The sequence below is a fragment of the Pseudomonas sp. GW822-FHT06B12 genome (assembly GCF_058799675.1).
Window position 1 is genome coordinate 270,388 of record NZ_JBXALR010000003.1, and the last position, 15,211, is coordinate 285,598.

Genomic DNA, 15,211 nt, shown 5'->3' on the forward strand with positions numbered 1-15,211 from the left:
CCTGAATCATCTTTCAATCCAAGCCGTCCCAATATGTGGGAGTTGTATTTATATATTGAGATATTTCTGCGTCCGGATTTATAGTCCTGCTCACTCACTGCCAAAAACAAATTCAGGTGAAGCGATGCAGGCGCAATTGATCGCGCTCGATTGGGGGACCACCTCCCTTCGTGCTTACAAACTCGGCTCCAATGGCCAGGTACTCGACCAGCGTTCGCTGGCGTCGGGGATCATGCAGTTGCCGAAAGCGCCGCGGGTGATCGCCGGCCAGTTGTGCACCGACGGATTTGAACTGGCGTTCGATGAGGCCTGCGGTGACTGGCTCGATGCGCAGCCCGGTCTTCCGGTGATCGCCTGCGGCATGGTCGGCAGTGCGCAGGGCTGGCGTGAAGCGGCTTACTGCGATACGCCGGCGAATGTCGCCAACCTCGGCACTTCCCTGCAAACCGTGCGCAGCCTGCGCGGCGTCGATGTGCATATCGTGCCCGGCGTCATCCAGCATTCGCGTTTGCCGAATGTGATGCGTGGCGAAGAAACCCAGGTTCTTGGCGTGCTGCAAAACCTGCCAGTCGGGGTAGGGGACAACCTGTTGATCGGCCTGCCGGGCAGCCATTCGAAATGGGTCGAAGTGGTCGAAGGCTGTATCACTCATTTCGACACTTTCATGACTGGCGAACTGTTCGCTGTGCTCAGCGAGCACAGCATTCTCGGTCGTACCCAGCAACGCACGTCGGCCTTCGATTGCGCGGCGTTTGATCGCGGCGTGCAGGTGGCGTTGTCGGCGGACGGCGAGATCGGGCCACTGTCGACGTTGTTCAGCACCCGCAGTCTCGGCCTGACCGGCGAGCTCAGTGCCACAGCGCAACCGGACTATCTGTCTGGCCTGTTGATTGGCCATGAGTTGTCCGCGCTGGCAACGGTGCATCGCCATCGCCGCCACAGCGCAAAGCTTCCTTCGATCATCCTGATCGGCAATGCCCAACTCTGTGCACGCTATCAACGAGCCCTCGACACCTGCGGCTTCACTCAAGTGACCGTGGCCGAGCAGGCCACTGAACGCGGGTTGTGGCAGCTGGCGGTCGCGGCGGGGCTGCTCGGCAAAACCGCTCCCGTTCAACCTGACTGGAGGTCTGACATGCTCAAGCAAGCGCTGGCAAAAAACGGTTTGATCGCGATCCTTCGTGGCCTGCGTCCGCAAGAAGCGGCAGCCATCGGTGAGGTTTTGTACCAGGCCGGTTTCCGGGTTATCGAAGTGCCGCTCAATTCCCCTGAGCCCTATGAAAGCATCCGCATCCTGCGCAGCACCTTGCCCGCCGATTGCCTGATCGGCGCCGGTACGGTGCTGACTCCGGAGCAGGTCGCCCAGGTGAAAGCCGCCGGTGGCCAGGTGATTGTCATGCCCCACAGCGATGCCAAGGTTTTGCGTGCGGCGAAGGCTGCCGGTTTGTACCTGTCGCCGGGTGTGGCGACACCGACCGAGGCGTTCGCGGCACTGGCCGAAGGCGCGGACGTGCTGAAGATGTTCCCGGCCGAGCAGATGGGCCCGGCGGTAGTGAAGGCCTGGCTCGCAGTGTTGCCGGCCGGGACCGTGCTGCTGCCGGTGGGCGGGATTACTCCGGACAACATGCAGGCGTTTGTCGAGGCAGGCGTTAAAGGCTTTGGTCTGGGTTCCGGGTTGTTCAAGCCGGGCCTCACGCCTGAGGAAGTGGCCGTTCGGGCCAGGGCGTACGTCACGGCATGGAACGCGCTGCACTTCGAGTTGTAGTGGCGGCACACGGGCAACCATAATGCTGCCCGTTCACTCGCTCAACGGTAAGACTGGACTATGCAGGAAGAGCTCTCGAAAAATGCCGCGCCAACCGGCACCCAAACGTTGCTGCGCGGTTTGGCGGTGGTGCATGCCGTGGCCGGCGGCGCTCGTGACCTCAAGGAAATCGCCCGGCTGATCGGCACCACGCGGAGCACAACGCACCGCCTGGCCAGTTGTCTGGTAGACGAACGCTATCTGCGAGTAGTGCCGCAGGTGGGTTACCTGCTCGGACCGAAGCTGATCGAGTTGGGTTTTCAGGCGCGTGAAGAGCTGCCATTGGTGACCCTTGCCGGACCGTATCTGGACGAGTTGTCGGCGTTGACTGGCGACACCATCCATCTGGCAATCCGTGAAGGCGATGAGGTGCTGTACCTGCACAAGAATCCGGGGCGCAATGGCCCGGAAATGCGCTCGCGGGTCGGTCATCGCATGCCGTTGGCGCGCACCGGGATCGGTAAGGCGCTGATGCTCGATGACTCACAGCAGGAATGGCAGCGGCTGTATCAAGTCAGCTTGCCGGCGGGTGGGAATAGTCAGTTCTGGCCGCAGCGCCCGGAGCAAGCCTGGGAGCAGTTTCAGCAGCGCATGCTGGAATATGTGGCGGGTGGCTACGCTTTCGATCTGGAGGACAACGAACCGTCGATCCGCTGTGTGGCTGCTCCGGTTCGCGATGCCAGTCGGCGGATCGTCGCCGGTATCAGTATCGCCAGCACCGTACCGTACATGCCGCTGGAAAAAATGGCCGAGCTGATTCCCCTGATCAAAGGGGTCACGGCTCGGCTGTCGGCGGAGCTAGGGGCGAAGGTATAAGCCGCTAGCTGATCAGACTTTCAAGGTCGCCATGTCGATGACGAAACGATACTTCACATCACCGGCGATCATGCGGCTGTAAGCCTCGTTGATCTGGCGGATGTCGAGCATTTCGATGTCGCAGGTGATGTTGTGTTCGGCGCAGAAATCCAGCACTTCCTGGGTTTCTGCGATACCGCCGATCAACGAACCGGCCAGCACCCGACGCCCCAGCACCAGTTTGGCCGCGTGGACGGGCGGATCGATCGGCTCGATCAAACCGACCAGGATGTGCACGCCGTCGAAGCGCAGCGTATCGAGGTAGGGGTTGAGGTCGTGCTGCACCGGAATGGTGTCGAGCAAAAAGTCGAACTGTCCTGCAGCGGCTGCCATCTGCTCTGTATCGGTGGAGACGATCACGTGGTCCGCGCCCTGGCGACGACCTTCTTCGGCCTTGCTCGCAGAGCGTGTGAACAAGGTGACTTCGGCGCCCATGGCCTTGGCAAACTTGATACCCATGTGGCCGAGGCCGCCCATGCCGAGAATGCCGACCTTGTCACCGGCCTTCAGGCCGTAGTGCTTGAGCGGCGAGTAGGTGGTGATGCCGGCGCAGAGGATCGGTGCAGCGCTGGCCGGATCGAGTTTCTCGGGAATGCGTACGACGAAATGCTCGCTGACCACGATGCTGTCGGAGTAACCGCCCATGGTGTTGCTACCGTCGACCCGGTCCGGGGTCGCGTAGGTCAAGGTCGGACCTTCCAGGCAATATTGCTCAAGGTCGGCCTGGCAGGCTTCGCAGTGGCGGCACGAGTCGACCATGCAACCAACCCCGACCAGATCACCCACCTTATGGGCGGTGACATTGGCGCCGATGGCGGTGACTTTGCCGACAATCTCGTGGCCCGGCATTAGTGGGTAAACCGCGATGCCCCATTCGTTGCGAGCCTGGTGGATGTCGGAATGGCAGACGCCGCAGTAGAGGATTTCGATCGCAACATCGTCGGCGCGTGGGCTGCGACGTTCGAAGGTCATCGGGGCGAGGGGAGTGGTGGCCGACTGGGCGGCGTAACCGATGGCGGTGTACATGGTGAACCTCGCAAAAGCAGTGACGGGTGAGGTGGGCCATTTTCCGCGTCGTCCGCTGGGGCGGCCATGACGATTCCTCCGCGTCTTTTGCCTATTCCTCCGGCATCCGCGGTGGATCGGTCGCATTGGCGCTCAGACCTGCGATGATGCTTTCATCCCTTTTTTCGCGAAGTTTTTGCCATGTTGTTGACCCGTCATCTCGATGCCAATGCCGCGCTGGTTGCGCTGATACAGCCGCTGGCGACCCGTGATGGTTTCGTGCCGACACGCTTGCCCGGCGTACACGTGCTCAGAGCCAGTTGCGATGTGGCGCGTGGCCCGCAGATCTATGAGCCGAGCCTGATGATCATCGCTCAGGGCAGTAAAGTCGCCTATCTAGGGGCGCGCACTCTGGAGTATGGTGCCGGGCATTACCTGATTCAGGCGCTGCCGGTGCCTTTCGAATGCGAAACCTTTGCCATGGCCGATGCACCATTGCTCGGGGTTTCGATTGCTATCGACCGGGCGCTGCTGGGCGAACTGGTGTTGGCCATGGGGCTGGTGCATGGGCGCAATACGCCGGCGCAAACACCCGAATCCATGACCTCGGCAGTACTCGACGACAGCATGCGCGGCTGTGTCGAACGCTTGTTGCACTGCCTGCACGATCCGCTGGAATGTCAGGTCATGGGGCTGGCGCGGTTGCGGGAGTTGTTGTTCGTGGCGTTGCGCGGTCCACAGGCTGATGTATTGCGAGCACTGGTCGAACAGCAGGGGCAATTTGCCCGGGTTGCCGCATCCTTGAGTCACTTGCACGCGCATTTCACCGAGCCGCTGAACGTCGAGACTCTGGCCAGCTGCGCGAACATGAGCACGTCGACCTTTCACGAGCATTTCAAGCGCAGCACCTTGTTGTCGCCGGTGCAGTATTTGAAGCGCCTGCGATTGCTCAAGGCGCAGCAGTTGTTGCTGTCGGAAGGGCTGGGAGTGGCGCAGGTCGCGCATCGGGTGGGCTATCAGAGCACGTCGCAGTTCAGTCGCGAGTACAAACGCTATTTCGAACGCAACCCGGGGGAGGAGCGTGTGGTTTAGATTTCAGACGCTGCGCGGTCTCTGTCGCAGCTGGCGGTGTCGTTTTCTCCAGGCAACAAAAAGGCCCCCGTTCGGGAGCCTTGATGTTCAAGCGTACGACTTACATGTTCGGGTAAGTCGGGCCGCCAGCACCTTCCGGTGTTACCCAGGTGATGTTCTGCGCAGGGTCCTTGATGTCACAGGTCTTGCAGTGCACGCAGTTCTGGGCGTTGATCTGGAAGCGCTTCTCGCCGTCTTCCTTGGTGATTACTTCATACACGCCAGCCGGGCAGTAGCGCTGAGCAGGCTCATCATACAGCGGCAGGTTCTTGCTGATCGGGATGCTCGCGTCGGCCAGCTTCAGGTGGCAAGGCTGTTCTTCTTCGTGGTTGGTACCGGAGATGAACACCGAGCTGAGCTTGTCGAAGCTCAGTTTGCCGTCCGGTTTCGGGTAGTCGATCTTCTTGCTGTCGGCCGCCAGCTTGAGGCAGGCGTAGTCCGGCTTGGTATCGTGCAAGGTGAACGGCAGTTTGCCGCCGAAGATGTTCTGATCGAGCCAGTTGAAGCCACCGCCGACGATCGCGCCGTACTTGTGGATCGCCGGGCCGAAGTTACGGCTGGCGAACAGTTCTTCGTAGAGCCAGCTGGCTTTGAACGATTCAACGTAGCTGTTCAACTCATCAGCGCCTTCGGAGCCTGCGAACAGGGCGTCGGCCACGGCGTCAGCGGCGAGCATGCCGGACTTCATCGCGGTGTGGCTGCCTTTGATCTTCGCGAAGTTCAGGGTGCCGAGGTCGCAACCGATCAGCGCGCCGCCCTTGAAGACCATCTTCGGCAGCGAGTTCAGGCCACCTTTGCAGATTGCGCGCGCGCCGTAGCTGATGCGCTTACCGCCTTCCAGGTACTGCTTGAGCACCGGGTGATGCTTGAGGCGCTGGAACTCGTCGAACGGCGACAGGTAAGTGTTGCTGTAGGACAGGTCAACGATCAGGCCAACCACCACCTGATTGTTTTCCAGGTGATAGAGGAACGAGCCACCGGTGTTTTCGGTGCCCATGATGTCCAGCGGCCAACCGGCGGTGTGCACCACCAGGCCTGGCTGATGTTTGGCCGGATCGATTTCCCAGATTTCTTTCAGGCCGATGCCGTAGTGCTGAGCGTCGGCGTCGGTGTCGAGGTTGAAGCGCTTGATCAACTGCTTGCCGATGTGGCCACGGCAGCCTTCGGCGAACAGCGTGTACTTGCCACGCAGTTCCATGCCTGGGGTGTACAGGCCTTCTTTCGGATTGCCTTCACGGTCAACGCCCAGGTCGCCGGTGATGATCCCGCGAACCACGCCGTTTTCGTCGAACAGCGCTTCCTGAGCGGCGAAGCCTGGGTAGATCTCTACGCCCAGGTTCTCGGCCTGCTGAGCCAGCCAGCGGCACAGGTTGCCCAGGGATATGATGTAGTTGCCTTCGTTGTGCATGGTCTTGGGCACAAAGAGGTCTGGAATCTTGATCGCGCCATCGGCGTTCTTGAGAACGAAGATGTCATCGCGAGTGACCGGAGTGTTCAGCGGTGCGCCGAGTTCTTTCCAGTCAGGGAACAATTCATTCAGGGCCCGAGGTTCGAACACCGCGCCAGAAAGAATGTGAGCGCCGACTTCGGAGCCTTTTTCGACCACGCAGACGCTAATTTCCTTACCGGCTTCGGCGGCCTTCTGCTTCAATCGGCAGGCGGCGGAAAGACCAGCGGGGCCGGCACCGACGATGACCACGTCGAATTCCATGTATTCGCGTTCCACAGGTTATCTCCTACTCAAGGCTCAACAGTTTTTTTCTAATTGGAGGTTTGGTGTCGCATCCATGAATTCCCACGACAGGCGGGGGAAGGGACAATCGATGAACCACCTTTCTCTCTAGGTGGCGCATTATATCTACACCACTCTCAGCGTCCAATACAAACGTTTGTTTGAATTTGCTCGAGGCCAGAGAAATCAAAGAAGCGCGGCTTATAACTGGCCATTTTGGCGTATTGACCGGAATAGGCGTTCCGGTCAAGATACGGGCGGTTTTGCGCTCGCCGTAGGCTGACTGTTGGTTTCAAGAGCACCTCTAAAGACAGGGCGAAGGCAGTACAAGGTGACGCGCAGCGCAGGTTTGGCGCGAAGTTTACACGCCGCGACAAAGAATGACTCGTTAGTCACCACTGACGAACGGTCATCACGCCTCGTGAGCGGGGTCACCCATTACAAATGCCGGCGTTTTTAGAGGTGCCCTTGTGCCCGATGAGCATCAACCGCCAGGTTCGCCTAGGCGACTTTCTTTTCACCGGAGAGTAACGAGGAATCCATGAAGGTTCTTGTAGCTGTCAAACGAGTAGTCGACTATAACGTCAAGGTTCGCGTCAAAGCGGACAACTCCGGCGTCGATCTCGCTAACGTCAAGATGTCGATGAACCCTTTCTGCGAAATCGCAGTGGAAGAAGCCGTACGCCTGAAAGAGAAAGGTGTTGCGACTGAAATCGTCGTCGTCTCCATCGGCCCGTCCACCGCTCAAGAGCAACTGCGCACCGCGCTGGCTCTGGGTGCCGACCGCGCCATCCTCGTCGAATCCGCCGAAGACCTGACTTCCCTGGCCGTTGCCAAGCTGCTCAAGGCTGTTGTCGACAAGGAACAGCCTTCGTTGGTGATCCTTGGCAAACAAGCCATCGACAGCGACAACAACCAGACTGGCCAGATGCTCGCTGCACTGAGCGGTTACGGTCAGGGCACCTTCGCCTCGAAAGTCGAAGTCACTGGCGACAAAGTTGCCGTGACCCGCGAAATCGACGGCGGCGCGCAGACTGTTTCGCTGAAACTGCCGGCCATCGTCACCACCGACCTGCGTTTGAACGAGCCGCGCTACGCGTCCCTGCCAAACATCATGAAAGCCAAGAAGAAGCCTCTCGAAGTGCTGACTCCGGACGCTTTGGGCGTTTCCACCGCCTCCACCAACAAAACCCTGAAAGTCGAAGCGCCGGCTGCACGCAGCGCGGGCATCAAGGTCAAGTCGGTGGCTGAACTGGTCGAGAAACTGAAAAACGAAGCGAAGGTAATCTAAATGACTATCTTGGTTATTGCTGAACACGACAACAAAGTAGTGGCCCCGGCCACGCTGAACACTGTGGCCGCTGCCGCTAAAATCGGTGGTGACATCCACGTTCTGGTCGCAGGTCAGGGCGTTGGCGCTGTAGCTGAAGCTGCCGCGAAAATCGCTGGCGTGGCCAAAGTGCTGGTCGCCGACAACGCTGCTTACGCTCACCAGCTGCCGGAAAACGTAGCGCCTCTGGTTGCAGAGTTGGGCAAGGGCTACAGCCACATTCTGGCTGCCGCTACCTCCAACGGCAAAAACATCCTGCCGCGCGTTGCCGCTCAGCTGGACGTTGACCAAATCTCCGAGATCATCTCGGTTGAAAGCGCTGACACCTTCAAGCGCCCAATCTATGCCGGTAACGCCATCGCTACCGTTCAGTCCAACGCTTCGGTAAAAGTGATCACCGTGCGTGCTACCGGTTTCGACCCGGTGGCAGCTGCTGGTGGTTCGGCTGCCGTTGAAGCGGTTGCTGCTGCTCACGACGCTGGCACTTCCAGCTTCGTTGGCGAAGAGCTGGCCAAGTCCGATCGTCCGGAACTGACCGCTGCCAAGATCGTCGTATCCGGCGGCCGCGGCATGCAGAACGGCGATAACTTCAAACACCTGTACGCTCTGGCCGACAAGCTGGGCGCTGCTGTTGGCGCTTCTCGCGCCGCGGTCGACGCAGGTTTCGTACCGAACGACATGCAGGTTGGTCAGACCGGCAAGATCGTTGCGCCACAGCTGTACATCGCCGTCGGTATCTCCGGCGCGATCCAGCACCTGGCCGGCATGAAAGACTCCAAAGTGATCGTTGCGATCAACAAGGACGAAGAAGCGCCGATCTTCCAGGTGGCCGATTACGGCCTGGTGGCGGACTTGTTCGAAGCCATCCCCGAGTTTGAGAAGCTGGTCTAATCCAGCGGCTTAACTTATAAAGAGCCCGGCCTTTTGGCCGGGTTTTTTATTGTCTGCGATTTGAGTGTGGGAGAAATGCGCCATGGATTTGCGTCGCTGGAGCGGCTTGTGGCTGCTGCTGAGCCTGTCGGCTTTGCCCTTATTCTCAGTTGCCGCGGGCAAATGCGAGCGTCTGGTGGTGACCGGCAGCCCGGATGCACCACCGTATCTATGGCAAGACCCGCAAGATCCGGTGCACTTGATCGGTACCAGCGCCGACTTGTTGCAGCAGATGGCGGGGGAGTTGGGGATCAAGGTTGAGCTGCTGTACGCCGGCAAACGCTCCCAGGCGCTGGATGAAGTGCGCAGCGGGCGCATCGACATGCTGGCTGATGCGCCTCTGATGGAGAATCAACTCGAGTCACTGGACTACATCCAGCCGCCGCTGGTGGAAAACGACTATCTGGTCTGGACCCGCAAGGGCTCGGCACTGGTCTACAACGAGGCGCAGGACCTGCGTGGGTATGTTGGTGCAGTCTCGGCAAAGGCTCGTTTAACACAACCTTTCGAGACCTATGCACAAGAGCAATTGACCTTGATGAGTCTGCCAAACCTGACACAGGCTTTTCAGAAGTTGCTGCTGGGTGAAGCGGATTATGTGCTCGCCGGGCGTTATACCGGGATGGCCATGGCACAGACATTGGGTATGGCCAATGACGTAAAGACGTATCCGCAACCGATCGACCAACCGGGGCTGTTCCTCGCCATTTCCCGCAACTCTGCCTGCAACGATCCATGGTTACGCGGACAGTTGTCGAAAAAGATGACAGAATTGCCCGCGTCCGGCCTGACGGAGGCCGTGCTGCAGCGCAATCTGGAGCGCTGGAAAGCACACTTGCAGCAACCCGTCAGCACCCCAAAACAGTAGGGATTTTTAGTGACTCTTCGACCTCTTTTCGCTGCCCTGGCCGTTCTGGCTCTGGCGGGTTGTGCAGCCGATCCGGCGCCGAATGAACAATTGCGTTTGACCGAACGGACCCTGGAACAGGCCGCCGCCGTTGGGGCAACTACTGAAGATGTGCCCGAGCTGAAACTCGCTGAAGGCAAGTTCGCTCAGGCTCAGGCCGACATGAGCCATCAATCGTTCAAGGATGCGCGCATGCAGGCCGAACAGGCGGAGCTGGACGCGCGCTTGGCCGAGGCCAAGGTTCTGACGTTGAAAAGTCAGGAGAAACTGAACGTGCTCAATACCCGCATCACTCGCCTGCGCAAGCAACTGGGAGATGCCCAATGAACCTGAAAAACACATTCCTGGGCGGCTTGCTGCTGGTCGGTTGCGCAGGGCTTGCCGGCTGCGCAGGTCAACACAGCGCGGCGGCTTTGCAACAAGCCGGCGCCGACTTTCAGAAGGTCAAGGAAGATTCGAATGTACTGCGCATTGCGCCCAAGGACGTGATTCGGGCCGGTGAATCCCTTGCCCGAGCTGATCGCCTGTCGACCTACTGGGGCAGCGGCGCGGATGTTCAGCATTACGCTTACCTGAGTCAGCGTTACAGCGAAATTGCCCGTCAACACACAGAGCAAGCGCTGAATGATGAGCGTGCGGTGAAGCTTGAGTTGGAGCGTCAGCGCCTGCAACTGGCATTGCGCGAGAACAAACTGCTCAGCGTGCAGCAACAGGGTAAATGGCTCGAAGAACAAATCATCAATCTGGCCACGACCCAGACCGATCGGGGTCTGGTCATGACCCTCGGCGATGTATTGTTCGACACGGGGGAAGCCGAGCTGAAAAACTCGGCAAACCGCACCGTACTGAAAATCGTCCAGTTCCTTCAGCTCAACCCCAAGCGTGTGGTGCGTATCGAAGGCTATACCGACAGCACCGGCGGCAAGCAGGACAATCTCCATTTGTCTCGCGACCGTGCCCAGTCAGTGGCTGACATGCTGATCGATCTGGGAATCGACGATAAACGTATTCAGGTCGAAGGCTACGGTGATGAGTATCCGGTAGAGGCCAACGCTTCCGAGCGGGGGCGCGCGCAAAACCGCCGGGTCGAAATTGTGTTCTCCGACGAAAAAGGCCAGCTTGGCGCTGCCCGCTAAGGTCAGCGTTATTGGAAAACCCGGCCCCTCAGTGGTGCCGGGTTTTTTTTGCCTGCGAATTGGATCGCGCCCATACCCATAAAAGCAGTACAGTTTTTGCTGTCACTGCACTGTACGGTCGACTATTGTGGCAACTGTCCCAGTACACTTCTAAACTGTTCCGGTATTGTTTCACACAAGAATAAAATGCCCGTGAAATCGAGTGCTGCGTCATGACCAATCTCTTGCTCTATCAACGTATCGCTCAGCAGTTGGCTGAGGATATCCGGCGTGGTGTCTATCAGCCTGGCGAGCGCGTGCCTTCAGTGCGCAAGATGAGCTCGCAGCTGAATGTCAGCCATGCGACGGTGCTTCAGGCGTATGCCAATCTTGAAGATCAGGGGCTGATTCGCGCGCGTCCGCAATCGGGTTACTACGTCCACCAGACCCCGGCACTGACCGCGCCGACACCGGATATCGCGCGTGTCGAGCGTCCTGGCCTGGTCACGCGCAGCAGTATCATTCAGCAAGTGTTGGTCGAGTCGCGTCGTGAAGGGGTGTTCCCGCTAGGCGCGGCGGTGCCCAGTGTCGACTACCTGCCGGTACGGGCGTTGCACCAGCAATTGGCCAAGGTCACACGGTTCCACAGCCCGCGGGCGTTCAGTTACATGTTCAGCCCGGGGTTTGAGCCGCTGCGTCGTCAGGTGGCAATCCGCATGCGTGATGCCGGCGTAGTGGTCGATCCTTCAGAAGTGGTCATCACCCATGGTTGTGTCGATGCGCTGCAAATGTCGTTGCGCGTCCTGACGCGTCCCGGCGATCTGATCGCAGCGGAGTCGCCGACCTACTACGGTCTGTTGCAACTCGCCGATTTACTGGGTTTGAAAGTCATCGAGATTCCCAGCGACCCGGCGACGGGAATGAGCCTGGAAGCCTTGCAGTTGGCCGCCAACCAATGGTCGATCAAGGCGTTGGTGCTGACCACCCGCCTGAGCAACCCGCTGGGTGGCACCATGCCGGAAGAGCGGCAAAAGCAGCTGCTGCGCCTGGCTTCGGACTTCGATATCCAGATTGTCGAAGACGATATTTACGGCGAGTTGATGTTCGAGCAGGGCCGCACCAAATCGTTGAAAGCCTATGACCGGCTGGATCGGGTCATCTATTGCTCAAGTTTCTCCAAGACCCTGTCGCCCGGTGTGCGTATCGGCTGGATGATTGCCGGCAAGTACCAGCAGGAAATCCAGCGTTTGCAGACCTTCAGCACCCATTCGGCGTGCAGCGTGACGCAGATGGGGATTGCAGCTTATCTGGAGAATGGCGGCTACGATCGCCACTTGCGCTACATCCGTCAGGAATACCGCAAAAATCTCAGCGCTTTCCAGTTGGCGGTGCAGCAGTATTTCCCAGAAGGAACGCAGATGAGCCGGCCCACAGGCGGCTTCATTCTATGGGTCAGCCTGCCGGGACGGGTCAATACGCAGGAATTGCATGTACGGGCGTTGCAGCAGGGCATCAGTATCGCGCCGGGGCTTATTTTCAGTAACACCGAGCAGTTCAATCACTGCATTCGCTTGAACTGCGGCACGCCGTGGAATCGTGAAGCCGAGCGGGCGCTGATGACACTCGGGATGCTCGCTACTCAGCTGTGTCAGGAGACCGCTAGCGGCTTTTGACGCGGACTCGAGGGCTGGATTGCTATGTGAGCTTGTCAGGGGCTTTACAACAAGCGAGCATATGGCCCTCTGCCGTTAGCGCTGTAGTGTTTATGAAAGCGATTTTCCCTGCGGGATTGATGTTGGCGTGCCTTTTGAGTGTCTTCATTCCGGGCAGCGCGATGGCTGCGGCTGCTCCAGATAAAGGGGCAGTCAGCACGTCTGAGGTGAAGGCGAAGCCCGCTGCGCCGGCGAAAAACCATGCCCCTGTCAAAAAGACCGAAGCGTCGAAGAAGCCGACACCCCAAAAAAAACGCCCACCTGTTGCCTCAAAATCGAAATCCGCGAGTGAGGTGGTTAGAACCACGTACTTGCCACCGGCCAAGCTGGATTTGAGTCTGCCACCGGATATGGTCAAGCAGTTGCAACCTGTCGGGAGTGTCCCGCTAGTCAAACACGCGCCTTTGCTGCCGCCCATGTTTGGTGAAAAGCCCAAAGATGACAGCCCGTTTCAGCTCAACGGGCGCCTGCTCAGCAACGAAATGCAGTTGCAAATGCGCAAAGAAGAGCACCGAGAAGTAGAAGGCGCGGCACTTGAGTTCGAGTTCAAGCACTAAATCACTCGCAGATCCGTGACTCCCGAACCAGACGCTTTGTCGGAGACTGGTCAGTCACGCGTATTTGAATGAAAAAACCGCTGTCCGGCCAATTTCAAACGGCTGTTTTAGCGGGTACTCTAGTCCACGTTATTCAACACACTACCCGTCGCGAGGAGCGTGTCGTCATGAACTGCCGTGAAGGCTGTGGCGCCTGTTGCATTGCCCCTTCCATCAGCACACCTATCCCCGGAATGCCCAACGGCAAAGCGGCGGGAGAGCGTTGTGTGCAACTTTCTGTCGACAATCTGTGCAGTATCTTCGGCAAACCTGAACGTCCGGCAGTATGTAGCGCGTTTCAGGCGGATATCGAGGTCTGCGGCAACAGTCGGGAAGAAGCCATCAAGTTGATCGGTTGGTGGGAGGAAATGACCGCGGCGTAGTGTGTTCAACGAACGGAACTTCAACAATAAGGAATAAGACTATGGGTTCGCTGCATCGTATCGCTGTGTTGTGTGGTTTGACCGTTCTGCTGGCCACGACAGCCCAGGCTGAAGACTGGAAAACTGCCAAGGATGAGGACGGTATCAAGGTTTCCCTGAGTGAAGTCGCCGGGTCTCAATACAAGGCCTATCGCGGTGTGACTGTGATGAAGACCACCGTGGCCAAGCTGCGCGCTCTTCAGGAAGACGTGGTCGGTGCGTGTGCCTGGATTCACGAGTGCAAATCGCAGAAGTTGCTCAAGCACGAAGGCGATCAAAGCTGGACCTACACTCAGTTCAATACCCCATGGCCGGTGACTGCACGTGATTCGGTGCTGCACGTGACCACCGTCGCAGGTGCCGATGGCAGCCTGACCCGTAAGCTTGAAGGTGTGCCGACCTACCTTCCTGAAGAAAAAGGTTTTGTGCGTGTCACCCAGGTTCAAGGCTTCTGGAAGTTCATTCCAAAAGGCGCTGACCAGGTCGAAGTGACCTATCAGGTTCACACTGAGCCGGGTGGCAGCGTGCCGTCCTGGCTGGCCAACAAGTTCGTTGTCGACGCGCCATTCGATACCTTGAAAGCACTGAAAGAACGCGCCGAGAAGTAATCCCGCGCGCGTTGCAGAGAGGTCGCCAACAGGCGGCCTTTTTTCGTGCTAAAGCATTGGTTTGCGCGGGAACGATTGCTCGGCGTTCGGGGTCGAGATGTTGTAAGCCCATCAATGGGTTTTATCGAGGAGGCACCAATGCAAAAGTGGGAAGTCACCTTCGTTGATGATCATGGTGTGCAGACCGTGGAGCAATTCGATTGCGATCAAGAACCCACGATGGAGCGGGCCGCGCAATTGATTCGTGCAAAACTCCTCCCTGTTCCGGCCGAGCTCGATCTCAATGATCTGGAGGGTCGAACCGATGATCCGACAGTCAAAAGTCTGAAAGATCAGAACAGCATTGAAATTCTTAGTATCACTCCAATTGCATAACCTCTTGATGCGACTCGCAACCAGGCCTTGGCAGCAGCTCTGACTTGGGGCTACTCTGCAATCGAGATCAGCGAATGGATCGCTAAGGTCTGGTCTTGTCAGCTACATGCTTGTTTCCCGGCGGCAATCTGATTGCCGTATCGCCCTCACCATTCGGTTGCGGGCGCAGGGAGTACGGAAAGTCTATCCATCAGTTTGAGGAGGACGTTTCATGAGCACAGCCTATCAAGAAGACATCAGCAGCAGCGTGCTGCGCCGCATGAAAGAGGGCGGTTTTGACTTTTCACGGTTCCATCCCATCGAGTTCTACGCCATTTTCCCGGATGAGGAGCGGGCACGCAGGGCGGCAGGGCATTTTCGCGGTGAGTCCTTGAATGCGCAGATCAGCGTGCGTGATGACGGTGCCTGGCATCTGGAGTTGAGCAAGGTGATGTACGCCACTTACGGCGGCATCGGTGACTTCGAACAGGACTTTGAGGCGGTGGTCGAGCCTTTGGGTGGGATTATCGAAGGATGGGGCGTCAAGCAGGAGGTACGAGGGCTACTCGCATAACACTATGAACAGCGACAACACTCAGCAACGGCTGACCTCAGGGTTGGCCGTTTTCGTTTGTGTTCATTAAACATCAGAGAATTGCAGCCGCACGCGAGCAGTGAAATCAACTCTGGCTATGCTGGTAATAGCCATG

The 15,211-nt window shown here is 58.4% G+C and carries 16 protein-coding genes and 1 pseudogene; 15 read left to right on the plus strand and 2 right to left on the minus strand.

Annotation, left to right across the window (positions count from 1 at the left end):
* Nucleotides 1-124: 124 nt before the first annotated feature.
* The 3 genes and pseudogenes from AC1RKH_RS08715 to AC1RKH_RS08725 form a co-directional block, all read left to right on the plus strand.
* Nucleotides 125-1,096 (plus strand): annotated as a pseudogene (locus tag AC1RKH_RS08715) (2-dehydro-3-deoxygalactonokinase); the annotation flags it as partial.
* A gap of 39 nt (nt 1,097-1,135) precedes the next feature.
* On the plus strand, nt 1,136-1,765 hold the full coding sequence (locus AC1RKH_RS08720; protein WP_493061865.1) for a 2-dehydro-3-deoxy-6-phosphogalactonate aldolase: 630 nt from the start codon (nt 1,136-1,138) through the stop codon (nt 1,763-1,765).
* 60 nt (nt 1,766-1,825) lie between these two features.
* Complete coding sequence (locus AC1RKH_RS08725; protein WP_493061438.1) at nt 1,826-2,620, plus strand: IclR family transcriptional regulator; 795 nt, start codon at nt 1,826-1,828, stop codon at nt 2,618-2,620.
* Between the two features lie 12 nt (nt 2,621-2,632).
* On the opposite strand, the gene AC1RKH_RS08730 is transcribed toward AC1RKH_RS08725, so the two are convergent.
* A complete protein-coding gene (locus AC1RKH_RS08730; RefSeq protein WP_493061439.1) occupies nt 2,633-3,685 on the minus strand; it encodes an NAD(P)-dependent alcohol dehydrogenase in 1,053 nt (350 codons plus the stop codon).
* Between the two features lie 180 nt (nt 3,686-3,865).
* Between AC1RKH_RS08730 and AC1RKH_RS08735 the strand changes: the two genes are divergently transcribed.
* Nucleotides 3,866-4,756: an AraC family transcriptional regulator gene (locus AC1RKH_RS08735; RefSeq protein ID WP_493061440.1), complete on the plus strand. Its 891-nt coding sequence runs from the start codon at nt 3,866-3,868 to the stop codon at nt 4,754-4,756.
* Nucleotides 4,757-4,856: 100 nt separating this feature from the next.
* On the opposite strand, the gene AC1RKH_RS08740 is transcribed toward AC1RKH_RS08735, so the two are convergent.
* A complete protein-coding gene (locus tag AC1RKH_RS08740) occupies nt 4,857-6,521 on the minus strand; it encodes an electron transfer flavoprotein-ubiquinone oxidoreductase (RefSeq protein WP_216743244.1) in 1,665 nt (554 codons plus the stop codon).
* Between the two features lie 547 nt (nt 6,522-7,068).
* On the opposite strand from AC1RKH_RS08740, the gene AC1RKH_RS08745 reads away from it, so the two are divergent.
* The 11 genes from AC1RKH_RS08745 to AC1RKH_RS08795 all read left to right on the plus strand — a co-directional run bounded on the left by AC1RKH_RS08745 (nt 7,069) and on the right by AC1RKH_RS08795 (nt 15,075).
* Nucleotides 7,069-7,818 (plus strand): electron transfer flavoprotein subunit beta/FixA family protein, encoded by a 750-nt coding sequence (locus AC1RKH_RS08745; RefSeq protein WP_489112303.1) that lies wholly within the window; start codon nt 7,069-7,071, stop codon nt 7,816-7,818.
* Entirely contained in the window at nt 7,819-8,748 is a 930-nt protein-coding gene (locus AC1RKH_RS08750) for an electron transfer flavoprotein subunit alpha/FixB family protein (RefSeq protein ID WP_493061441.1), read from the plus strand.
* An 82-nt stretch (nt 8,749-8,830) separates the two neighbouring features.
* Complete coding sequence (locus tag AC1RKH_RS08755) at nt 8,831-9,655, plus strand: substrate-binding periplasmic protein (protein ID WP_493061442.1); 825 nt, start codon at nt 8,831-8,833, stop codon at nt 9,653-9,655.
* A 9-nt stretch (nt 9,656-9,664) separates the two neighbouring features.
* Nucleotides 9,665-10,021, plus strand: coding sequence for a DUF4398 domain-containing protein (locus AC1RKH_RS08760; protein WP_123425574.1), 357 nt, complete (start codon nt 9,665-9,667; stop codon nt 10,019-10,021).
* Nucleotides 10,018-10,830 (plus strand): OmpA family protein, encoded by an 813-nt coding sequence (locus AC1RKH_RS08765; RefSeq protein ID WP_493061443.1) that lies wholly within the window; start codon nt 10,018-10,020, stop codon nt 10,828-10,830. The genes AC1RKH_RS08760 and AC1RKH_RS08765 overlap by 4 nt, the downstream gene beginning before the upstream one ends.
* Nucleotides 10,831-11,042: 212 nt before the next feature.
* Nucleotides 11,043-12,482, plus strand: a complete 1,440-nt coding sequence (locus AC1RKH_RS08770; protein ID WP_123425576.1) for an aminotransferase-like domain-containing protein — start codon at nt 11,043-11,045, stop codon at nt 12,480-12,482.
* Between the two features lie 92 nt (nt 12,483-12,574).
* Entirely contained in the window at nt 12,575-13,078 is a 504-nt protein-coding gene (locus tag AC1RKH_RS08775) for a translation initiation factor 2 (protein ID WP_123426078.1), read from the plus strand.
* Between the two features lie 167 nt (nt 13,079-13,245).
* The gene (locus AC1RKH_RS08780) at nt 13,246-13,500 is read left to right on the plus strand and encodes a YkgJ family cysteine cluster protein (protein ID WP_123425577.1); all 255 of its coding nucleotides are present in this window, start codon (nt 13,246-13,248) and stop codon (nt 13,498-13,500) included.
* A 41-nt stretch (nt 13,501-13,541) separates the two neighbouring features.
* A complete protein-coding gene (locus tag AC1RKH_RS08785; protein WP_123425578.1) occupies nt 13,542-14,147 on the plus strand; it encodes an START domain-containing protein in 606 nt (201 codons plus the stop codon).
* Between the two features lie 138 nt (nt 14,148-14,285).
* Nucleotides 14,286-14,522, plus strand: coding sequence for a hypothetical protein (locus tag AC1RKH_RS08790; RefSeq protein ID WP_493061444.1), 237 nt, complete (start codon nt 14,286-14,288; stop codon nt 14,520-14,522).
* Nucleotides 14,523-14,733: 211 nt separating this feature from the next.
* Nucleotides 14,734-15,075, plus strand: coding sequence for a ribonuclease E inhibitor RraB (locus AC1RKH_RS08795; protein ID WP_493061445.1), 342 nt, complete (start codon nt 14,734-14,736; stop codon nt 15,073-15,075).
* Nucleotides 15,076-15,211: the final 136 nt, after the last annotated feature.